Raw genomic sequence first — 21,062 nt, 5'->3', positions numbered from 1 at the left:
CCACTGCCCGACAACGGTCCGTGCCCCGACAGGAGTTGACCGGCCGGTCTCCGCCCTCGGCTTGCGCTAGGCGTCCCCCGTGCCCTCGCCGTCGGCCTCCTCCCCACCGTCGGGCCGCTCCGTGGCACTGCCGGCGTCGGTTGCCGCACCGGGCGCGGCATCCGTCAACCTGCCGCGCAGTTCCACGGCGCGCGGGCCGCCGCCGGCCTCGTATATCTCCAGGGCCCGTGTGAGGCATCGTCGCCATTGCTCGCGGTCGCCACGCTCCTCGGCCAGTTCGGCGAGCGTCTCGCACACCTCGGCCTCGTAGTGGACGGCCCCGCGCTCGCGGAGCATGGCCGCGGCCTCCTCCAGGGCCGCCACGGCCTGGGTCGCCCGCCCCAGGTCGCGGTGCATACCGCCGAGGGCGGCCAGCGCGCGGGCGCCCATCCGCCGGTCGTCGAGGGCCAGAAACGCGTCATAGGCGTCCTGGAGGGCGGCCTGCGCCTCGTCGGTACGACCGACGGCGTGCAGGGCGCTGCCCATGAAGAAGCGGCCGATGGCGATGCCACGTTCGTCGCCCGCGGCGCGGTAGTAGACCATCGCCTCCTCATAGACGGTCACGGCGCGGGCGGGATCGCAACGGTCCCAGTAGCGGCCGTAGAACTCGCGGACGGAGGCGCGCAACAGGGTGTGGCCGGACTCGTCGGCCCGGGCGACGGCGGTCTCCAACTCTGCGCGAGCGCGCCGCAGTTCGTCGCGGTCCATCAGGGGGCGGGACAGCAGTGCGCGCAGCCGGGCCTCGGCGGCCGGATTGCCGTCGGCCTCGGCGTGGCGGGCACCCAGGTCGCCGCTGCGCACCCAGTCGTTGAGGTATCTGCGGTTGAGGAACAGCGCGGTCAGCGCCTCGGCGAGCTCCCAGGCGCGGCGGTGCCATCCGTGGTCAGCCGCGATCTGCTGGGCGGACAGCAACTCACCGCGCCAGGCGTCCAACCAGTGCAGCGCCTCCTGCCGGCCGGGGAAGGCGGTGGCGCGGTCCGCCTCGCTCAGCCGGTCGGTGTACTCGCCGATGCGCATCCGGCGGCCCATGACGGCGAGATCGGCCTGGGCGGCGCGGGTGAGCAGATGGTCCACGACCCGAGCCACGGCCGCGGTGCGCTCGGGCTCGTCATCCTCCAGAGCGGCCTGTTCACGGGCGTGCAGCCGCACCAGGTCGTGGAACTCGTAGCGCCCGTCGGCGGCCACGGTGACCAGGCTCGCGGTCTCCAGGACGTCGAGCTGCTCGGCGGCGCGCTCGGGCGTCGTCCCGGCTGCCGCGGCGGCCGAGGCGGCGTCCCAGCGGCGGCCGGGGTGCAGGCCCAGCAGCCGGTAGAGCCGGGCGACCGGCCCGGGCAGTCCTGCGTAGGCCACTGCGAAAACGGCGGACACCGTGCGCTCCCCTCCCCGACGCAGGGCATCCAACCGGCGCCGGTCGTCGGCCAATTCATCGGCCAGCGCGGCGACCGACAAACCTGGATGCATCACCAACCGCGCCGCGGCGACCTGAAGGGCCACCGGCAGCCCGCCACAACTCGCCACGATCCGCTCGGCCGCACCCTCGTCGTCCGCGGCGATACGCTCCGCCCCGCACAGCCGGCGCAGCAGTTGCCTGCCGTGCTCCGGCGACAGCGGTTCCAGCGGCATCAAGCGGGCGCCCTCGGCCAGCAACTCCCCCAGCTTCGACTGGCTGGTGGCGAGGACGACGCTGCCGGGGGCGCTCGGGAGCAACGCCCGCACTTGCGCCGGCTCGGTCACGTCATCGAGCACCATCAGTACGCGCTCGTCCGCGGTCAGGGTGCGCAGCATGCTGGTCAACTCGCCCAGGGAGTCGGGGAGATAGCGGTCCTCGACGCCGAGCGCCCGCAGGCAGCGGCTCACCCCGGCCGACACGTCGCCGCCCGCCTGCGCCCGCAGCTCGGCGAAGTCGACATAGAACTCCCCGCCGGGGAACCGGCCCCGCTCCTCCTGCGCCCATCTCCGTACGGTCGCGCTCTTGCCGACGCCCGGCAGGCCGCTGAGCACCGCCATGCCGCCGCCGTCGCCGACCCAGCCGTCGATCTCCGCCAGCACCGGCTCGCGATCCACGAACTGCCGGGAGCCGGCCGGCACCTGTCGCGGCACCGGCCGCTCCGGTCGGTGCATCTCGATCCGCACGCCGCCCTCGATCACCCCGGCCTGGATCACCGGCCCGTGCGCCATCCCGCTGAACTCGTTCCGGACGCGCCCGGCGTCCGCCGCGTTGTCCCCCATGTCGCACTCCCCCTCGCTCGACTCCGTACGCAGAAAACGCTACTTGACGCCACTGACAACGCCGCCCGGCGGCCGACCGACGTGCCACGCACCCCCTACCAAGCGGCCGCAACCGGTCAAGCAGCGGTGAAGTTCGGTCCGGGCGACGGCGGGAAGGGCACGGCACGGACCGCCCCACAACGGAAAGGGAAAGCGGACCAGGGGGCAGAAACCGAGGAACAGGAAGCGACATGTCGACTTGAGTGGGGGGCGGGGCTGAGCTTGGGAACGTCAAGTGGGGTCCGTCGGTACCGATTTCGATGCGCGGACAGGTCGAGACGGCGCCCGGCCTGCTGCCGCGGATCGGCATCTGCTCTGGGTGGACGGGCATCGCCAGGGTGGCCCGCGGCAATTTTCTGTCACGTAGGGGTGGCACCGAGCACGAGCAGGCCGGGCAACCGGACGGGAGTCGTTCCGCCCCGTCCGTACGACGCGGAGCGGAACACCTGGTCAACGAGTCAACAAGGTCAACCGGTCAGTTGCGGCCGCTCGTTGCGGTCTCCCGTGGCTCGGCCGGGTGCCCCAGGAGGCGTTGGGCGAGGGCCAGCGAAGCGTGCGGATCCCGGGTGGGGCCGGGGGTCGCGGTGCGGTGGCTGGGCGGCCGTTCGACGGCGGCGGTGCCGGTGCCGGACTCCAGGGCGGGGGCGTATCCCGCGGCGCGCAACGCGTCCAGGGTGGCGGCCGGCGGGCGGCCGCTGACCAGGACCGTGGGGGCGATCGCACGCAACCCCAGCCCGCGCAGCGCGTGACGGGCGGCGAGTTCGGCGATCAGGGCCTCGTCGTCGGAGCGGATGCAGCAGCCGGCCGGCACGACCCGCATCCGGCCGTGGGCGCGGGCGGTGTCCTGGATGAGGTAGCCGAGGGGTTGTGGCAGGGCGTCGCCGGCCGAGGCGGCGGTGAGCGCGTCCCGGAGGGAGTCAGCGGTGTGGCCGGCATCCAGGGCGCGGTGGATCGATCCGGGGGTAAAGCGCCAGGTCACGGCGTGTCCCTCGGACTCCCGGTCGGCGGTGGAGGCGAGGAGTCCGGCGAGCGCGGGGGCGGGGCGGCCGGGCACGACGGCGGTCAAATCGGCCTGGAAGTGGGCCCGTTCGACCGGCGGCGGGAGCAGGTCGCGGAGCGGTTCGTCGAGGTCCGTCGGGTCGGCGAGCAGGGCCCGGCCGAGGGGCGTGAGGGTGCCGTGGGCGGTGAGCCCGAGGTAGGCGGCTTCGTGGAGGGTGTGGGCGGCGCGCTCGTCGACCATCGGCTGCTCGGTGACGGCGAGCGGACGGTGCCATTCCGCGGTGCGGAGGAGGCGTCGCAGGGGCGCGAGGGCCGCCTCGTCCTCGGGCGCATCGGACAGCGGCAGCGGCGGGGGCAGCGGTCCGGCGCCCGAGGGGACGTCGGCCAGGGCGGCGAGCAGGGCGAACCGGAGGGCGGGGGCGTGCCGGTCGTGCCCGCGGACCAGGGCGGTGGGGGTCTCTCCGAACGGGGTGTGGGTGGGGATGTCCCACAGGGCGTACCAGGCGGCCAGTACGGGAGCGAGACGGGCGCCGGGCGCCTTGGCGAGCCAGTCGTCGTAGGAGTGGGTGGGCAGTGCGGTGATGCCCGACGGGCTGCGGGTCAGCGCGATCAGGCCGGCGGCCAGGGCGAGATCGAGCAGGAGCCGGGTGTGCGGCTCCGTGGCCCCGGCCGCCCTCGCCAGGCGCTTCACCTCGCGGAAGGTGAGCCCGCCCGACTTGCGGAGGGTGGCGGGTTCGCCGGCCAGGGAGGCGAGCAGCCGCTCCATGGTGGTGGCCAACTGCGCGGCGGCGGCCTGGGATTCGTCGTGGGGCGAGGTCCGCGGGGCGGGCACGGTGGGGGCGCTGGAGGGTGCGGCGCTCTCGGGGGTGGGGGCCTGCGGCGCGAACGGGCCGAGGTCGTGGGCGGCGAGGAGCTGGGGCACGCGCGGCGGCACGACGACGGCGCCGTCCTCGGCGGGCGCGGCGAGCCCGTCGTCGAAGAGCGCGTCCAGGGCGGATTCGGCGACGGCCCGGGCCGGCCCGGGGGCGGTGACGCCGAGCGCGGCGTAGACGTCCTCGGGCGGGACGGCCTCGCTGGCCAGCTCCGGGAAGGACAGTCGGTGGGCCATCAGCGACTGGTAGTCGGCGCCGGCGGTGGGGGCGGCGGGCGCGGCGGCGTGCCGTGCGGCCCGCTGCTGGCTGATGCGGGCAGTGGCGGCGAGCACCTGGAGCCGCGGGCGGTCGAGGTGCAGCACCACCTGGTGGAGGGTCTCGTAGGACCACAACGCGCCGGCCAGGCCCCGGAGTTCGGTGGGTGCGGGCCGGCGGGCGAGCGGCTCGGCGTGCCGGGTGAGCAGTGCGGCGAGCCGTTCGGGGGTGCGCTGTGCCAGGGAGCGGGTGAGTGCGTCGAGTCCTTCCACGGCCTTGAGGTTAGTCATCGTGTCACCAGGGTGGTCAGGGCGCCCACGGGGTCCGGGTCCGCGGGGCCGGTGGGCCACCAGTCCTCGGCGCCGGGCTCGGATTCGTACGGGTACCAGCGGTGGTCGTGGCCGAAGCGGAGTTGGAGCCCGCGGGCGGCGTCGGTGAGGCGGTTGTGATGCGGGCGCAGGGCCGGCAACCCCGCGGCCAGGAGGGCGCTGCGGGCCCGGTCGAAGTCGCCGGCCGGCGGGTTCCAGGTGTTCTCCAGGAGGACGAGCCCCTCGTGGCCCCCCTGACGCCAGGCGGCGACGGACCGGGCGATGTCCGTGGGGGTGCGGCCGCTCGCCGCCGCGAGGTCGCGGTACAGCGCGCGGGTGGTCGTGGTCAGACCGGCAGTGGGGTGGGCGGTGGCGGCCAGGCGGATGGCGTCCTCCCACGGCGGGAGCGCCGGGAAGGGACCGGCCGCTGCGGGCTCCCCCGGGGATTCGGGGTCCGTGAGGCAGGCATGGGCGCGGGCCGCGGCGTCGGTGGCGAGGAGTTCGAGCGTGGCGGCGTCGAACGGGAGCCCGTCGGCGTCCGGGAGGGCCAACGGCCGGCCGGGCCGCGGCGGTACCGCGGCCGGTGGTGGGAGTGGCGGTCTGGGGCGGTCGGCGAGGGCCTCCCGGGCGAGCACGCCCTGAGCCGGGAGAGCCGGAGCCCAAGCGGCTCCGCCGCCCCCATCGGCGCCCACCCGGGCCGGCTCCTCCTCCGGTGTCACGGCACGCTCCACGGCGGCAGATCCGGACGCCCGCGCTCCGTCAGGGCCGAACGCCGGGCGGGACGTAGAAGGGGTGGGAGCGGCCACAGCCGAACTCACCGCAGATACGACGGCGGTCGCGGGCCCGTCGCCCCCGGGCACCACCCGGGCCAGACCAGCGGCCCGCCCCCGACTCTCCCGTGCGCCGTGGCCGGCGCTGCGACGTCCGAGCTCGTCGAGCAACTCCCGCTCACCGCGGCCCCGGATCAGCAGCAGGATGAAGGGATCGGCGTCCAACAGCCGGGCCACCTGGAAGCAGAGCGCGGCGGCGTGCTTGCAGGGCCGGCCGGTGTCCGGGCAGGAGCACCGGGGCACCAAGTCGCCCGGCCCCGGCAGGAGTCCCGGTTCGGCCTCGGCCAGTGCGCGGGGCAGTTCCTTGGCCAGCAGCGCAGTGAGCTGGTCTGGGTGGGCGGCGACACCGTCCAACAGGGCGTCCCACTCCTGGTCGGTGAGCGTCTTGACGCGCACCTCGGCACTGTACGGGCGGGGTCGGCTGCCCCGTACGGTGGCGATCATCCGGCCCGGGGTGATGTTGATCGTGTCGACGTGACCGGCGCGAGCGTAGGCCCGGCCACGGGTCAACCGGGCGCCGTCCAGTGCGCTGCGCTCCAGCGCCGTCAGCCAGGCACCGCCCCACCAGGACGCGGCGGCGGTCCCGTCCGGGCCGTCGAGGACCGGCAGCGGCGGGAAGGTGCGCGAACGGTCGGCGCGGGCCAGTCGGTCCGCCGCCGCGGCGCGCCCCGTGACGGGCCGCCGCCGGTGCCCGGGGTTCATCCGGTCCTCCTCAGGGAGACGAGGTCGGCGAGTTCGGCGTCGGTCAGCTCGGTGAACGCGCCCTCGCTACCGGAGAGCACCGCGTCGGCGAGGGCCCTTTTGGCGGTGAGGAGTTGGGCGATGTTGTCCTCCACGGTGCCCTCGGTGATCAGCCGGTGGACCTGGACGGGCTGGGTCTGGCCGATGCGGTAGGCGCGGTCGGTGGCCTGCTCCTCCACCGCCGGATTCCACCAGCGGTCGTAGTGGACGACGTGCCCGGCCCGGGTGAGGTTCAGGCCGGTGCCCGCCGCCTTCAGGGACAGCAGGAAGACCGGCGCCCGACCCGACTGGAAGCGGTCCACCATCCGCTCCCGTTCGGCCACCGGGGTCCCGCCGTGCAGGAGTTGACTGTGGACGCCTCTCCCCGCAAGGTGGCGCTCCAGCAGCCGTGCCATGGCGACGTACTGGGTGAAGACCAGGGTGGCGCCGCCCTCCGCGAGGATGGTGTCCAGGAGCTCGTCGAGGAGTTCGAGTTTCCCGGAGCGCGCGGCCAGGCCCGGGGCGTTCTCCTTGAGGTACTGCGCGGGGTGGTTGCAGATCTGCTTCAGGTCGGTGAGCAGCTTCATCACCAGGCCGCGCCGCGCCATCCCCTCGGCGCCCTCGATCCGGGCGAGGGTCTCGCGCACCACCGCCTGGTACAGCGCGGCCTGTTCGCGCCCCAGCGGGACCGGATGGTCGGTCTCCGTCTTGGGCGGGAGTTCGGGCGCGATACCGGGATCGGACTTCTTGCGGCGCAGGATGAACGGCCGGACCAGTCTGGCCAGTCGCTCCGCCGCCCGCGGATCCTCTCCGCCCTCGACCTCGCGGGCGTGCAGGGCGCGGAACGTCTTGAGCGGCCCGAGGAGCCCGGGGGTGGTCCAATCCAGCAGCGCCCACAGCTCGGAGAGGTTGTTCTCCACGGGCGTGCCGGTGAGGGCGAGCCGCGCCGGGGCCTTGATGCCGCGCAGCGCCCTGGCCGTCGAGGAGCGCGGATTCTTCACGTGCTGCGCCTCGTCGGCGACGACCCAGGCCCAGGTGCGGCCGGCCAGTTCGGTGGCGCTGCTGCGCATCGTCCCGTAGGTCGTCAGCACGAAGCCGCCGTCCATGCCGTCGAGGCTGCGGCCGGCGCCGTGGAAGCGGCGTACGGGCGTGCCGGGTGCGAAGCGTTCGATCTCGCGCTGCCAGTTGCCGAGCAGGGACGCGGGGCAGACGACGAGGACGGGGGCGGTGGGCCGCCGGTGGAGGTGGAGCGCGATGACGGTGATGGTCTTGCCCAGCCCCATGTCGTCTGCCAGGCAGCCGCCCAGTCCGGTGGAGACCATGGTGTCGAGCCAGGCCACGCCGCGCAGTTGGTAGTCGCGCAGGGTCGCCCGCAGTCCCGCGGGCTGGGCTAGCGGGCGCGCCGTGGTGGTGAGCCGGCCGCGCAGGGCGGCGAGGGCGCCCAGGGGCACCACCTCGACCCGTTCGCCGTCCACCTCCGCGGTGCCGTCGAGCGTGGCGGCGAGGGCCCGGGCCGGGTCCAGATAGCCCAGTTCGCGCTTGCGTGCCTTGCGGACCAACCCGGGGTCGACGAGGACCCACTGGTCGCGCAGTCGCACCATGGGGCGGTGCGCCTCGGCGAGGGCATCCATCTCCGCGTCGCTGAGCGGCACCCCGTCCATGGCCAACTGCCAGCGGAACTGTGCCAGTTCACCGGCGTCGAAGAAGCCGAAGCCGTCCGCCGCCGAACCGGGAGCGGGCCGCAGCACCGCCATCGCGGTCAGACCGCGGGTCAGCTCCTTGGGCCAGTGGACGGCCATCCCGGCGGCGTCGAGGCGCGGCGCGAACTCCCCCAGGAGGGCGTACAACTCGTCCTCGGCGAGCGGGAGTACATCAGGAACGGGGCGCTCCAGGAGGCGGCCGAGTGGGGGCCAGACGCGGGTCGCGCGGCGCAGCGCGAGCAGCGCGTCGGCACGGGACCGGGCGCCGAAGTGGTCCGGTGCTCCGCCCTCCCAGAGCTGGCGGGCATCGACCACCAGGGTCGGGTCGGTGAGGCTGTGGACCTGTAGGACGGCCGCCGCCGCGCGCCGTTCCTCCATGCCACCGCCCGGAGTTGCCGCCCCATCCCCGTTCGCTTCCTCGCCGTGCGCACCGTCCGCCGCGGGCGCATCCCCTCCCTCGGTGTCGAAGAGCTGGTGCGGGGCGAGGTCGAGACGGAGCGAGAGCCGGACGCCGGCGTCGGCCCCGGCGGCGACCTCAGCGGCCCACTCCTGGGCGGCCGGGAGGTACTGCGGTGCCGTCGCGGCGAACGGGGCGCCCGCCACCAACTCGGCGGCCGGGGTACGCGGCAGGGTGTCGACGACGGCATCCACGAACTGCCGTACCAGGGCTACCGGATCGGGCAACTGGAGCGGTCGGGCACCCGGGATCGGTACCGCGTACGCCTCCGGGGGCATGGCGGCGGCGATGGCTCGGAGGTGTGCGATGTCGTCCGCGTCGAGCGGGCCGGCGCGCCAGGCATCGGCGTCCTCGTCGGTCAGACCGGGCAGCAGTCTGCCGCGAGCGGTGAGGTGCAGCGCGTGCAGGGTGGCCGCGCCCCAGCAGGCGGCTGCCGGATGGGCGCTGGAGGCGTGCCGGGCCCGGGCCAGCACTGGCACGGCGTCGGGCAGGGGCAGCAGACGCGCGGGCACCGTCCGGCTCCGCGCACCGTTGCCATGGCGCCGCGCGACGGTCAGCCGCGTGACACCACCCGACACCGGCTCCCGGCCGCCGCCCCCCTCCACGTCGGCGCCGGGAAGCGGGCCGCCGTCCGGTCGCCAGAAGGCGACCATCCCGGCCCGCGGCGTACGGGCCGGCAGAAAGATCGCGGCGCACTCCACCAGGGCCGCGGCCAGATCGCCGACTCCACCTTCGCCCGCGCGGGGCGCTCCGACGGCAGGGGCGATCGAGGGCCGGGACGCCTCTCCCGGCGCCTCCTGCCACCTCGCCATGCCATCCCCTGCCGTCGGGTCGTTCCGCGCCGCCAACGGCGCTTCCCGGGCCCATCGCGCCCGGACTCCTTCTGCTACGCCCCCGACCTGCGAGTCTACGGTCGTCTTCACGTCGTCTCCCCCGTCGTCCTCCGGCAGCCGCGGCATCCCCCACCGGTCACGGCGTGGCCTTCACGCCGTGCCTTTCCGCCACGTCCGACACCGCAGCTCTGCGTGACATCTGCACGTCGTCTGCGTGATGTCGAGGAAAGCAGACCCCACTGACAATCGGCGGCCCCTCGCCCCGCGCACCGTACGCGCGGAGCACCGCACCTCATGTGAAGCCGTCCGACCGCACACGCCCTGACCAGCACAGAGAGCCGATACCCACGCACCACGAGCCGGACAGAAAGCCGCCCACGCCGAAGTTATCCACAGGCTGGACGCGGGCCGCCCGCTCCCGCGCCAAGTCGATTACATTCAGTGACGCAATCACTCACCGCGACGCACAGAAACTCACCGTCGCACAGCAACACCGCCGCGCGACGGCACAGCGGCAACTCACCACACCACACGGCGATCCACGACCATCGAGGAGTCCTCATGCACACCCCCACCCCCGAGCAGGCCGCCGCAGCCGAAGCCTTCCCCACCGGCGCCCACCTCGTCATCCAGGCCGGCGCCGGCACCGGAAAGACGACGACGCTGGCGATGCTGGCCCACACCGCCCGACGCCAACGCCGCACCGGCCGCTACATCGCCTTCAACCGCGCCGTCGCACGCCACGCAGCCAGCACCTTCCCCTCCGAGGTGTCCTGCAGAACCGCACACGCCCTCGCGTACACCGCCGTCGGCCGGCACTACCAAGCGCGCCTGAACGCCCCACGCCAAGCGGGCTGGCGCACAGGCGCCGCCCTCGGAATCGAGGACGGCCTGTCCTTACGCATCGGCCCGCGCAAGGTCAACAACAAAGCCCTGTCCTACACGGTGCTCCGCACCGTCACCCGCTTCTGCCAGTCCGCCGACAAGGAGCTCGCACACCATCACGTCCCACCACTGCGCGGCGCCGAGTCCGAGCCGCTGCACACCCAACTCGCCACCCTGGTCCTGCCGTTCGCCCGCAAGGCATGGACCGATCTGCAGGACCCGGACCAGGGCGTGGTCCGCTTCGAGCACGACCACTACCTCAAGATGTGGGCATTGAGCGACCCCCTCATCCCCGCCGACTTCCTCCTCCTCGACGAGGCACAGGACACCAACCCGGTCGTCGAGCAGGTCCTCACCACACAGCGGGACCACGCGCAGCTCGTGCTGGTCGGAGACTCCGCACAGGCCATCTACGGCTGGCGCGGCGCCCGCGACGTGATGACCGGCTTCGACGGCACCCACCTCAGCCTCTCCCGCTCCTTCCGCTTCGGCCCGGCCCTGGCGAACGAGGCCAACCGGTGGCTGACGATCGTCGGCACGCCCCTCCGGCTCACCGGGTCCCCCTGTCTGAAGTCCGAGCTGTGCCGCGTCCCGGTCCCCGAGGCGATCCTGTGCCGGACGAACGTGGGCGCCATGGTCGAGGTGATACGGCAGTTGGAGGCGAACCGCCGGGTCGCACTCGCCGGTGGCGGGGAGTCACTGACCGCGCTGGCCCGCGCCGCGCACGACCTGGCATCGGGCCGGCGCACAGCACACCCCGAGCTGATGCTCTTCGAGACCTGGTCCGAACTCCGCGAGTACGCGGAATTCGATCCGGCCGGACGCGACCTGTTACCCCTGGTGGAGCTGATCGACGAACACGGCTCGGACGCGGTACTGCGCGCCCTGGACCGGCTCTCGCCCGAGGAGTCCGCCGAGGTGACGGTGTCCACCGCCCACCGCGCCAAGGGCCGCGAGTGGTCGAGCGTGCGCATCGCGGACGACTTCACCGGCCCCGATGATCTCGACGAGCGCGACGAGGACGGCACACCCCTGCCGGGCCCGATCGACCTCGACGAGGCCCGCCTGGCCTATGTCGCGGTGACCCGCGCCCGGTCGCAGCTCGACATCGGCGGGCTGTCGTGGATCAACACCCACCCGGCCGGCGATCCCCGCCCTCAGCCCGAAGGCGGCAACCGCCGCACGAACCCAAATGCGTAATGGCCGGCCCCCACCCCGGCCCCGCACTCCGGCAGCACCGCGCCGGGACCCAACGCCGAAAGGATCAGGAACCAAAGCCCATCACCACCGAGGGCCGAGCCCCAGCCCCAATCTCCAAAACCCACCCATTCCCACAGCGCGCCACCCGGCCGGTACAGGACGGAACACCCCGCACGAGAACGCGAGACCCAGACCCCGAGACCCCGAGACCCCGAGACCCCGAGAACGCGACGACGCGACGACGCGACGAATCCAGGAGACGAGCACACCGAACCGAGGGCAAGCCTCTGGGGAGGGCAGGAGCCAAGAACCCGGAGGAGCCGGGAGATGCGCACAGGCAACGACGATCACGCAGAAAGGAGAAACCCGACACGTGACGGACGAATCGAGCAGGAGGATGCTGGAGGTAGGAGATGAGTGTGATGCGCTCGGGAGATGAGCCGCTACACGCGCGCAGCCCGCTGAGGATGCGATTGGGGCTGGCCCTGTGGGGGCTGCTGTGGGCCATCGCCGGCGCCGTGGCCTTCGTGATGGCCGGCCGGCCGCAGTGGGCGGCGGCCTGCGCCGCACTGGCCGCGCTGGCCGCCACCGACCTGGCCTTGGTGATCCGGCACATCCATCAGGGACCGCACTACCAGCCCGGCAGGGACATACCGCCCTATGCACCGGACCACGGCCGCAGCGAGATACGTGACACCACCGGTCGGCGACGCGACTCCAGACCGTAACCACGGGTCCTGATGCCAGGCCGTAGCAGCAGATCGCGAATGCAGCCGTTGCCGGCCGACAGGCCAGGTGGCACACCGGCGACAGCTACGAGGCGCTGGAGGTGGGCCCACCTACGGGGCGCCGTCCTCCGGTCCAGTCGCACGGCCACCGTTGCCGCGGTCCGGGGCGAAGCGGGCGGCTTCGATGAATTCCCGGCGCGGTTCGAGTGCCGCTGCCAGACGGAAGTGCCGCAACGCCTCGTCGGGGCGGCTGGCACGCTCCAGGGTGCGACCCAGTGCGAAGTGAGCGAAGGCATTGTCCGGTTCGCGTTCCAACACGATCTGGAACTCCAGCTCCGCGGGGCGGAGTTGGGCGGAGAGGAAGAAGGCACGGGCACGCAGCAGCCGCGCGGCGGTGTTCTCCGGGTGTGCGCTGATCACTGAATCCAACAGCCGGATCGCGCCGCGCGGGTCACGGGCGTCCAGCAGTTGCTCCGCGGCACGGTAGTCGATGACGTGTGTCTCGGGGCTGCGCTCGGGCACGGGCCGACTCCTTCCGGTGTCGTCGGGGCAGGCCGTAACCGGCCTACTCCGTACGGCGATGTGCGGTGCACAACCGCTCAGTGTGGTGCAACCGCCCTGTGCGGTGCGGCAACGAGGTCGTCAACACCCGGATGCGTTGCCGCATTCCCGACCCGGCGGTCGCTCCCTACCGGAGCCCGGGACCCGTCGACGGCGGCACCCGTCGACGCCGAGGGCCGCGGCCAGCGGGGTCCGTTGGAACGGGACTCGTTGGCAACGGGCCTCGTGGATGGCGGTGTCCCACACCAACGCCAGCACCTCACACCGACGCCGACCCGACCCCGACGCCGATGTGCCCACCGCCCCGCTAGAGGCTGATGTGGTACGCCTTGCGCAACGTCTCGTGCACGGTCCATCGCGTCCGGTCGCCCTCGCGCAGGACGCAGGCGTCCCCCGGTCCCACCTCCAGGACCGGGCCGCCCTCGACCTCGATGGTGGCGCGTCCGCTGACAACCACGAACAGCTCGTTCGCCTCGGTGTCCGTCACCACGCCCGGGGTGATCTGCCAGATGCCGCGGATCTGGCAGCCGTCCGGGGACTCCCAGAGCACCTTGCCGGTCACCACCGGATCGCCGGAAACGACCTGTTCGGGATCGAGGGGCTCCGGTTCCAGTTCGGCGTCGGCAAGGCCGGGGACGTTGACGACGAACGACGCGGGAGCGACGTCACCGGAGCCAGCGGCCAAGCCGGAGGCCCCGGTGGTGGAACCGGGGCCCGGGACAGGGGACTTGGGGTCAAGATCGGTGGTTGTCATGGCGGTGAGGCTACCGCCCGGGCTCAGGCCCCGCGCAGCCGCTCCCACACCGCGCGGACCTGGGGTTCCAACGCCTCCAGCGGGCCGTCGTTGTCAATCACCAGGTCGGCGATGGCGAGCCGTTCCTCGCGGGTGGCCTGTGCCGCCATCCGCTGCGTGGCCTCGCCCCCCGCCATCCCGCGCAGCCGCACCAGCCGGTCCAGTTGGGTCTGCGGCGTCGCGTCGACGACCACCACCAGGTCGTAGAGCGGCGCCAGGCCGTTCTCCGTCAGGAGCGGCACATCGTGGATCACCACGGCGTCCGGCCCCGCCGCCGCTTCGAGTTCGGCCGACCGCGCGCCCACCAAGGGGTGCACGATCGCGTTGAGCGCCTTGAGCTTCTCCTGGTCGGCGAAGACCAGCGCGCCCAGCTTCGGCCGGTCCAGGGTGCCGTCCGGCGCGAGGACATCCGCCCCGAACTCCTCGACCACCGCGGCGAGTCCGGGCGTCCCGGGCTCGACGACCTCGCGGGCGATCTTGTCCGCGTCCACGATCACCGCGCCGTACGACGCCAGCAACCGCGAGACCTCACTCTTGCCGGCACCGATCCCGCCGGTCAGCCCCACCTTCACCATGGCCCCACGCTATACGCCCCGCCCCGCGACAGGACGCCCGGGCGACGGCATCCCGCACCCCACCGGTCCTCAACGCCCGGCAACCGCACCAACGAAGGGACGTCCGCACCAGCCGCCCACCAGCCACCACCCGCCACTCACCGGGCAGAGCTCTCACGCACGTGATGCCAACCCGTCATAGAGCCCCCACCAGCCGGAGCAGCCCCACACGGCTCAACTCCGCCACGCACAAGCGAAGTCGAGCCGACGATCCATGAGGTCCTGCCCCGCTACGCACTCAGCCGCTGGCCGCTGACCCGCTGGTCAACCTCAGAGCGCACCTCCGCCGCCCTCCGCCTCACGCTCCGCCAGGAAGCGCTCGAATTCCCGGCCGATCTCGTCGGCCGACGGGAGTTCAAGCGGTTCGGCGACGAGGTTGCCCCGGGATTCCGCCCCGGCCACCGCGTCGTACTGGTGCTCAAGGCCGCTCACCAGGGCGATCAACTCCTCATCGCCCTCGGAGATCTGCCGTTCGATCTCCTCCTGCGTCCGCAGCGCCTCCGTGCGCAGCGCATGCGCGGCGTTCGGCAGCACCAGGCCGGTGGCGGCGGTGACCGCCTCCAAGGCAGTGAGCGCGGCGTCCGGGTACGCGGACCGGGCGATGTAGTGCGGCACGTGCGCCGCGACGCCCAGCACGTCGTGCCCCGCCTCGGCGAGCCGGAACTCGACCAGGGCCTCGGCGCTACCAGGCACCTGGGCCTCGTCGAAGAAGCTACCGTGCCCCGGAATCAGGTCCGTGCGGTTGCCGTGCGGGGTGAGGCCCACGGGGCGGGTGTGCGGGACGCCCATCGGGATGCCGTGGAAGTTGACCGCCAGCCGGACGCCGAGCCGCTCCACCATCTGCCGAACCGCCGCGGCGAACCGCTCCCACTCCACGTCCGGTTCGGGCCCGGACAGCAGCAGGAAGGGTGCCCCGGTGGCGTCCTCGACCAGGTGGAGTTCGATGCTCGGGGCCTCGTAAGCGGTCCAGCGGTGGCGTTCGAAGGTGAGCAGCGGGCGGCGCGCTCGGTAGTCCACCAGTCGGTCGTGGTCGAAACGGGCCACCACGCGGTGCGACAGGCCGTCGAGCAACCGCTCCACGATCTGGTCACCGGTCTCACCGGCGTCGATGTAGCCGTCGAAGTGGTAGAGCAGCACCAGGCCGGCGGAGTCCCTGGCCGTGAACGCCTCGACCGCCGCGAGCCCACTCGGCTCCCATTCGTACAAACCCTGGGGATCCAACACAGTGACCGCTCCTCCTCGTGTCCGTAAGCAAGAACGTCTCGGAAGGGCCCCGGCATTCCCGCCCCAACACCCCCTGCGCATCAATGAACCGCGTCGCCTCCCGGGCAAGGTCCACATCTGGCACGGAAGTTGAACGCCCACCGCCCCCCTCATCGCCCCCGCCGGCACCACCATGACCATGCACACAAGGACGACAAGACCGGCAACCAGCCCCCCTCACTCAGCAGGCCACCACTCACCACCCGGGCCGGAGCCACGGCACCGCACGGTCTCGCCCCCTCCCGGCCCGGTCCCAGCACGCTCAGCAATTCTCAGCAAGACCCACACACACACGACGAAGGCCCGCCCCCCGAAGGGAGCGGGCCTTGCGTCTTCAGCTACCTCAACCGGCTAGCGCTGACGGTGGAACCGTTCAGCTCTGGCCGCCGGCCAGCTTCTCGCGGAGCGCGGCGAGGGCCTCGTCCGACGCCAGGGCGCCGGAGTTGTCCGCCGACTCCGAGGAGTACGAGCCACCGGAGACGTTGCCGCCGCCGCCCTGGCCGCTGGCCGCCGGAGCCGCAGCGCCCTCGGCCGCAGCCTGCTCGTCGGCCTCGCGGGACTTGATGACCTGGGCCTGGTGCTGCTCGAAGCGCTGCTGCGCCTCGGCGTACTGGTTCTCCCAGGCCTCGCGCTGCGTCTCGTAGCCCTCAAGCCAGTCGTTGGTCTCGGGGTCGAAGCCCTCGGGGTAGATGTAGTTGCCCTGGTCGTCGTAGGACGCGGCCATGCCGTACAGGGTCGGGTCGAACTCGACCGCCGACGGGTCGGCGCCGAAGGACTCGTTGGCCTGCTTCAGCGAGAGGCTGATGCGGCGGCGCTCCAGGTCGATGTCGATGACCTTGACGAAGATCTCGTCGTTGACCTGGACGACCTGCTCCGGGATCTCCACGTGGCGCTCGGCCAGCTCGGAGATGTGGACCAGACCCTCGATGCCCTCGTCGACGCGGACGAACGCACCGAACGGCACCAGCTTCGTGACCTTGCCGGGCACGACCTGGCCGATCTGGTGGGTGCGGGCGAACTGCTGCCACGGGTCTTCCTGGGTCGCCTTGAGCGACAGGGAGACGCGCTCGCGGTCCATGTCGACGTCCAGGACCTCGACCGTGACCTCCTGGCCGACCTCGACGACCTCGGAGGGGTGGTCGATGTGCTTCCAGGACAGCTCGGAGACGTGGACGAGACCGTCGACGCCGCCCAGGTCCACGAAGGCACCGAAGTTGACGATGGAGGAGACGACGCCGGAGCGCACCTGGCCCTTCTGGAGGGTGGTGAGGAAGGTCTGACGGACCTCGCTCTGGGTCTGCTCCAGCCAGGCGCGGCGGGACAGGACCACGTTGTTGCGGTTCTTGTCCAGCTCGATGATCTTGGCCTCAAGCTCCTTGCCCACGTAGGGCTGGAGGTCGCGGACACGACGCATCTCGACCAGGGAGGCCGGAAGGAAGCCGCGGAGGCCGATGTCGAGGATGAGACCACCCTTGACGACCTCGATGACGGTACCGGTGACGATCCCGTCCTCTTCCTTGATCTTCTCGATGGTGCCCCAGGCACGCTCGTACTGGGCGCGCTTCTTCGAGAGGATCAGGCGGCCTTCCTTGTCCTCCTTCTGGAGAACAAGCGCCTCGATCTCGTCGCCGACCGCAACGACCTCGTTGGGGTCGACGTCGTGCTTGATCGAGAGCTCACGGCTCGGGATGACGCCTTCGGTCTTGTAACCGATGTCGAGCAGGACCTCGTCCCGGTCGACCTTCACGATGACGCCGTCGACGATGTCGCCGTCGTTGAAGTACTTGATCGTCTCGTCGATCGCGGCGAGGAATGCTTCCTCGTTACCGATGTCGTTGACCGCAACCTGCGGGGTGGTGGCGGTGGTCTCGGTGCTGCTCGTCATGTGGGAAAGGGCTCCGGTACGGACATTGAAGTCGTAGGTACTGCTACGCCGAGAGCCCGTATCGCCTCTGCATCAGACCGGACAGCGTCTAAGGCGCATCCTCCGGAGGCCCCGCAAACCGGAGCTACCCGAAACGCCTCAAAACCGAGGGGACATTCATACAGATGCGAGCGCGGCCTACTCCGTCCGAGGCACGCAGGCCCGCAGCGCAACTTGTAGCATACGGGGGCAGCCGGACAGGGTCAATGCGCGAAAGGCGCACACCCGGGGCAGAACGCTCCATACCCGGCACACGCGATGTTCCGCGAGGTCGTAGGGCCTCGCAGTCCCCCGCTGCGACAAGCAGTGCGAAGACTACGACGACGGGCGCGATGAACCAAGACCACGAGCCGGAGGCGACCCGACGTGACGCCTCGGACACCGAGAGCAGCCGGGCCAACCGCGGCTGGTGGGACCGCAATGCGGACGACTACCAGCAGGAGCACGGCTCCTTTCTCGGGGACGACCGGTTCGTCTGGGGTCCGGAGGGGCTCGACGAGGCGGACGCCGCGCTGCTGGGGCCGGCCGCGGAGCTGAAGGGGCGGCGTGTCCTGGAGATCGGGGCCGGTGCGGCCCAGTGCTCCCGTTGGCTGGCGGCCCAGGGGGCGCTGCCGGTGGCGCTGGACCTCTCCCACCGGCAGCTCCAGCACGCGCTGCGGATCAACGACGACGCCGGCGACGCGGTCGGGTTGGTGGAGGCGGACGCGGGCGCGCTGCCGTTCCGTGACGACAGTTTCGACCTGGCCTGTTCCGCCTACGGGGCGCTGCCGTTCGTCGCCGATCCGGTACGGGTGCTGCGCGAGGTCCGGCGGGTGCTGCGGCCTGGCGGGCGGTTCGTCTTCTCGGTGACGCACCCGATCCGCTGGGCGTTCCCCGACGAGCCGGGGCCGGAGGGCCTGTCGGTGGCGGCCTCCTACTTCGACCGCACGCCGTACGTCGAGCAGGACGAGAACGGGCGCGCGGTGTATGTGGAGCACCACCGGACGGTGGGCGACCGGGTGCGGGACGTGGTGGCGGCCGGTTTCCGGCTGGTGGATCTCGTCGAACCGGAATGGCCGGAATGGAACGCCCAGGAGTGGGGCGGCTGGTCGCCGCTGCGGGGGCATCTGATCCCGGGGACGGCGATCTTCGTGTGCGAGGTGGACGGGGCGTAGCGCTCCGGGAGTCGATCGCTCCGGGGCGGGCGGCCGGCGCGTGGTGTCCGGGCGGCAGACTGGAGCGGTGAGCCTCACCCCTTCCCCGGCCGCCGGTGCCGCCCTCGCCGAACTGCCCGTCCGCAGCGCGCTGCCCGCGCTGCGGAGTGCCCTGGACACCGCCGGCGCCGCGGTGCTGTGCGCGCCGCCGGGCACCGGCAAGACGACCCTGGTGCCGCTGGAGCTCGCCGGGCTGGTCGGCGCGGGGCCGCGGCGGCGGGTGTTGGTCGCCGAGCCGCGGCGGATCGCGGCCCGGGCGGCGGCCCGGCGAATGGCTTGGCTGCTGGGCGAGCGGGTGGGCGACAGCGTCGGCTTCACGGTGCGCGGGGAGCGGCGGGCCGGGCCCCGTACCGCGGTGGAGGTGGTGACCACCGGGGTGCTGTTGCAGCGGTTGCAGCGCGATCCGGAGCTGGCCGGGGTGGACGTCGTGGTGCTGGACGAGTGCCACGAGCGGCACCTGGACGCGGATACCTGCGCGGCCTTCCTGTTGGACGTACGGGCGGCGCTGCGGCCGGAGTTGCAACTGCTGGCGGCCTCGGCGACGACGGACGCGGAGGGCTGGGCGCGGCTGTTGGGCGGCGCCGACGAGCCGGCTCCGGTGGTGACGGCGGAGGGGGTCTCGCACCCCGTGGAGACCGTGTGGGCGCCGCCGGAGCGGCCGGTCGCGCCGGCGCACGGGATGCGGGTGGACCCGGCACTGCTGGCGCACGTCGCCGCCGTGGTGCGCCGGGCCCTTGGTGAACGGGACGGCGACGTGCTGTGCTTCCTGCCCGGGGTCGGGGAAATCGCCCGGGTCGCGGGGCAGTTGGACGGCGTGGACGCCGAGGTGTTGCAGGTGCACGGGCGGGCACCGGCCGAGGTGCAGGACGCGGTGCTGGCCGGCGGGGACGGCCGGCAGCGGGTGGTGCTGGCGACGGCGGTGGCGGAGTCCAGCCTGACCGTGCCGGGGGTGCGGGTCGTGGTGGACGGCGGGCTGGCGCGGGTGCCGCGGATGGACCATGCGCGCGGGCTGAGCGCGCTGACGACCGTGCGGGCCTCGCGGGCGGCGGCGCGGCAGCGGGCCGGGCGGGCCGGCCGGCAGGGGCCCGGGGTGGCCTACCGCTGCTGGGCGGAAGGGGAGGACGGGCGACTGCCGCGCTTCCCCGACCCGGAGATCAGGGTCGCGGATCTGACCGCGTTCGCCCTGCAGGCGGCCTGTTGGGGCGATCCGTCCGCGAGCGGGCTGGCGCTGCTCGACGCCCCACCGGCCGGTGCGCTGGCCGCGGCCCGCGAGGTGCTGACGGCGATCGGCGCGGTGGACGAGGCCGGGCGGGCCACCGAGCGGGGCGTACGGATGGCGCGGCTCGGGCTTCATCCGCGGCTGGCCCGCGCCCTGTTGGACGGTGCGCCGGAGGTCGGGGCGCGGCGCGCCGCGGAGGTGGTGGCGCTGTTGAGCGAGGAGCCCCCGCGGTCCTACGGGGACGATCTTGCGGCGGCGTGGCGCACCGCGCGGCGGGGCGGCGACGCGTACGCCGGGCGGTGGCGGCAGGAGGCGCGGCGGCTCGCGGCGGCGGCCGGGGAGCCGAAGCGGGAGCCCGCCGAACGGCCGGCGGCCGGTGCGGTGTCGGAGGACGCGGTGGCCGGGCTGATCGCGGCGCTGGCCTTCCCGGAGCGGGTGGCCAGGGCGCGCGGCGCCGGCAGCTATCTGATGGCGTCCGGGACCGGCGCCGAGCTGGCCGGGGCGGCCTTCGGGGGCCGGGCCGGCGACGGGTCGCGGCTGCGGGACGCGGCCTGGCTGGCGGTCGCGGTGGCGGACCGGCCCCTCGCGGCGGCGTCCGCCCGGATCCGGCTCGCGGCCGTGATCGACGAGGCGACCGCCCGCGCCGCGGCCGGGGCGCTGTACTCCTCCGGGGAGGAGGTGCGCTGGGCGGACGGGGAGGTGGTGGCCCGGCGGGTGAGCCGGCTGGGCGCGATCGAGCTGACGGCCCGGCCGCTGTCCGCGCCGGATCCCGGGCTGCTGCGGGACGCGGTCGTCGACGGGCTGCGGCGGGAGGGGCTCGGAGTGCTGCGGTGGACGCCGGGGGCGGCCACGGTGCGGGAGCGGATGGCCTTTCTGCACCGGGAGTTGGGGGCGCCGTGGCCGGAGGTGTCGGACGCGGCACTGCTGGAGCGCGTCGAGGACTGGCTGGGGCCGGAGTTGGGGCGGGCCCGGCGGCGGGCCGATCTGGCGCGGATCGACGCGGGGCAGGCGCTGACCCGGCTGCTGCCGTGGGCGACCGGCGAGGCGGTGCGCTTCGAGGAGCTGGCACCGGAGCGGATCGAGGTGCCCAGTGGCTCCCGGGTGCGCGTGGACTACGGCGGCGAGCAGCCCGTACTGGCCGTGAAACTGCAGGAGTTGTTCGGGCTGCGGGAGTCGCCGCGGGTGGCGGGCGGGCGGGTGCCGGTGCTGGTGCACCTGCTGTCGCCGGCGGGGCGACCGGCCGCGGTCACCGCGGATCTGGCCTCCTTCTGGCGGGACGGCTACCGGGCCGTGCGGGCGGAGCTGCGCGGCCGCTACCCCAAGCACCCCTGGCCGGAGGACCCTTCGACGGCCGAGCCGACCCGGCACACCACGGCGCGGCTGCGGCGGGGGTGAGACCCC

13 protein-coding genes are annotated in these 21,062 nt (G+C 73.2%); 4 read left to right on the top strand and 9 right to left on the bottom strand.

Annotated elements, in window-relative coordinates:
- Positions 1–66 precede the first annotated feature (66 nt).
- The 4 genes from PV796_RS28435 to PV796_RS28420 form a co-directional block, all read right to left on the bottom strand.
- Positions 67–2,268, bottom strand: a complete 2,202-nt coding sequence (locus tag PV796_RS28435) for an NB-ARC domain-containing protein (protein WP_274916247.1) — start codon at positions 2,266–2,268, stop codon at positions 67–69.
- 514 nt (positions 2,269–2,782) lie between these two features.
- Complete coding sequence (locus tag PV796_RS28430) at positions 2,783–4,723, bottom strand: helicase-associated domain-containing protein (RefSeq protein ID WP_274916244.1); 1,941 nt, start codon at positions 4,721–4,723, stop codon at positions 2,783–2,785.
- Positions 4,720–6,273 (bottom strand): SWIM zinc finger family protein, encoded by a 1,554-nt coding sequence (locus PV796_RS28425; protein WP_274916242.1) that lies wholly within the window; start codon positions 6,271–6,273, stop codon positions 4,720–4,722. The genes PV796_RS28430 and PV796_RS28425 overlap by 4 nt, the downstream gene beginning before the upstream one ends.
- Positions 6,270–9,260: a DEAD/DEAH box helicase gene (locus tag PV796_RS28420; RefSeq protein WP_446750633.1), complete on the bottom strand. Its 2,991-nt coding sequence runs from the start codon at positions 9,258–9,260 to the stop codon at positions 6,270–6,272. Before PV796_RS28420 ends, PV796_RS28425 begins: the two co-directional genes overlap by 4 nt.
- 582 nt (positions 9,261–9,842) lie before the next feature.
- Between PV796_RS28420 and PV796_RS28415 the strand changes: the two genes are divergently transcribed.
- Together PV796_RS28415 and PV796_RS28410 are read left to right on the top strand one after the other, a co-directional pair.
- Positions 9,843–11,366, top strand: coding sequence for a UvrD-helicase domain-containing protein (locus tag PV796_RS28415; RefSeq protein WP_274916240.1), 1,524 nt, complete (start codon positions 9,843–9,845; stop codon positions 11,364–11,366).
- A gap of 413 nt (positions 11,367–11,779) precedes the next feature.
- Positions 11,780–12,094 carry a DUF6343 family protein gene (locus PV796_RS28410; protein WP_274916239.1) on the top strand — a complete coding sequence of 105 codons (315 nt, stop codon included), beginning with the start codon at positions 11,780–11,782 and terminating at the stop codon, positions 12,092–12,094.
- A gap of 111 nt (positions 12,095–12,205) precedes the next feature.
- On the opposite strand, the gene PV796_RS28405 is transcribed toward PV796_RS28410, so the two are convergent.
- From PV796_RS28405 to rpsA, 5 genes are all read right to left on the bottom strand, one after another.
- Entirely contained in the window at positions 12,206–12,616 is a 411-nt protein-coding gene (locus PV796_RS28405; RefSeq protein ID WP_274916237.1) for a tetratricopeptide repeat protein, read from the bottom strand.
- A 346-nt stretch (positions 12,617–12,962) separates the two neighbouring features.
- Positions 12,963–13,409 carry a cupin domain-containing protein gene (locus PV796_RS28400; RefSeq protein ID WP_274916236.1) on the bottom strand — a complete coding sequence of 149 codons (447 nt, stop codon included), beginning with the start codon at positions 13,407–13,409 and terminating at the stop codon, positions 12,963–12,965.
- A gap of 23 nt (positions 13,410–13,432) precedes the next feature.
- Positions 13,433–14,023 (bottom strand): dephospho-CoA kinase, encoded by a 591-nt coding sequence (coaE, locus tag PV796_RS28395; RefSeq protein WP_274916235.1) that lies wholly within the window; start codon positions 14,021–14,023, stop codon positions 13,433–13,435.
- A 309-nt stretch (positions 14,024–14,332) separates the two neighbouring features.
- Positions 14,333–15,286: a proteasome assembly chaperone family protein gene (locus tag PV796_RS28390; RefSeq protein ID WP_274916234.1), complete on the bottom strand. Its 954-nt coding sequence runs from the start codon at positions 15,284–15,286 to the stop codon at positions 14,333–14,335.
- Between the two features lie 412 nt (positions 15,287–15,698).
- A complete protein-coding gene (gene rpsA, locus PV796_RS28385; protein ID WP_274916233.1) occupies positions 15,699–17,210 on the bottom strand; it encodes a 30S ribosomal protein S1 in 1,512 nt (503 codons plus the stop codon).
- Positions 17,211–17,581: 371 nt separating this feature from the next.
- On the opposite strand from rpsA, the gene PV796_RS28380 reads away from it, so the two are divergent.
- Both PV796_RS28380 and hrpB read left to right on the top strand, forming a co-directional pair.
- Entirely contained in the window at positions 17,582–18,403 is an 822-nt protein-coding gene (locus tag PV796_RS28380; RefSeq protein WP_274916232.1) for a class I SAM-dependent methyltransferase, read from the top strand.
- A 67-nt stretch (positions 18,404–18,470) separates the two neighbouring features.
- Positions 18,471–21,056, top strand: coding sequence for an ATP-dependent helicase HrpB (hrpB, locus tag PV796_RS28375; RefSeq protein WP_274916231.1), 2,586 nt, complete (start codon positions 18,471–18,473; stop codon positions 21,054–21,056).
- Positions 21,057–21,062 lie beyond the last annotated feature (6 nt).

The sequence above is a fragment of the Streptomyces sp. WZ-12 genome (genome assembly GCF_028898845.1).
In the GTDB taxonomy this organism is placed as follows: Bacteria; Actinomycetota; Actinomycetes; order Streptomycetales; family Streptomycetaceae; genus Streptomyces.
The sequence above is the reverse complement of the archived record's forward strand: the minus strand, read 5'-3'. Positions and strand labels throughout refer to the sequence as shown.

What these genes read in the sequence shown, in the direction of transcription:
- PV796_RS28415 (WP_274916240.1), top strand. Translation starts at nt 9,843, where the DNA reads ATGCACACCCCCACCCCCGAGCAGGCCGCCGCAGCCGAAGCCTTCCCC.
- PV796_RS28430 (WP_274916244.1), bottom strand. Translation starts at nt 4,723, where the DNA reads ATGACTAACCTCAAGGCCGTGGAAGGACTCGACGCACTCACCCGCTCC.
- PV796_RS28425 (WP_274916242.1), bottom strand. Translation starts at nt 6,273, where the DNA reads ATGAACCCCGGGCACCGGCGGCGGCCCGTCACGGGGCGCGCCGCGGCG.
- PV796_RS28420 (WP_446750633.1), bottom strand. Translation starts at nt 9,260, where the DNA reads ATGGCGAGGTGGCAGGAGGCGCCGGGAGAGGCGTCCCGGCCCTCGATC.
- PV796_RS28400 (WP_274916236.1), bottom strand. Translation starts at nt 13,409, where the DNA reads ATGACAACCACCGATCTTGACCCCAAGTCCCCTGTCCCGGGCCCCGGT.
- PV796_RS28435 (WP_274916247.1), bottom strand. Translation starts at nt 2,268, where the DNA reads ATGGGGGACAACGCGGCGGACGCCGGGCGCGTCCGGAACGAGTTCAGC.
- coaE (WP_274916235.1), bottom strand. Translation starts at nt 14,023, where the DNA reads ATGGTGAAGGTGGGGCTGACCGGCGGGATCGGTGCCGGCAAGAGTGAG.
- PV796_RS28380 (WP_274916232.1), top strand. Translation starts at nt 17,582, where the DNA reads ATGAACCAAGACCACGAGCCGGAGGCGACCCGACGTGACGCCTCGGAC.
- PV796_RS28410 (WP_274916239.1), top strand. Translation starts at nt 11,780, where the DNA reads ATGAGTGTGATGCGCTCGGGAGATGAGCCGCTACACGCGCGCAGCCCG.
- rpsA (WP_274916233.1), bottom strand. Translation starts at nt 17,210, where the DNA reads ATGACGAGCAGCACCGAGACCACCGCCACCACCCCGCAGGTTGCGGTC.